Annotated in this window: 1 tRNA gene; it reads right to left on the bottom strand. The window is 37.6% G+C overall.

What is annotated here, in order from left to right:
- Nucleotides 1-176: 176 nt before the first annotated feature.
- Nucleotides 177-250, bottom strand: a tRNA-Ile gene (locus FKR84_RS13240).
- Nucleotides 251-282 lie beyond the last annotated feature (32 nt).

The raw sequence follows: 282 nt of genomic DNA, 5'->3' as shown, positions 1-282 counted from the left end.
TGCAAGGCAGGCGCTCTAGCCAGCTGAGCTAATCCCCCATATACTAGTAGTTAGTACATAGTAGTTAGTAGTTAGATACAACTACTACTCAACTTCTAGAATTTCCTTTCAATTTGTAATGAACTTGTTTAGTTAAAAACCTAAAATCTTCCAATCCTAAATTTTTAATCACTTCGTAGTCTCAGGCAGACTCGAACTGCCGACCTCTACATTATCAGTGTAGCGCTCTAACCAGCTGAGCTATGAGACTGCATTTTTTATATGCATTTTATATTGCGCAAT

Origin of the sequence: Haloflavibacter putidus, assembly GCF_006546625.1 — a bacterium.
Classification (GTDB): domain Bacteria; phylum Bacteroidota; class Bacteroidia; order Flavobacteriales; family Flavobacteriaceae; genus Mesonia; species Mesonia putida.
Note: the sequence above shows the minus strand (reverse complement) of the source record. Positions and strands in the feature narration are given on the sequence as shown.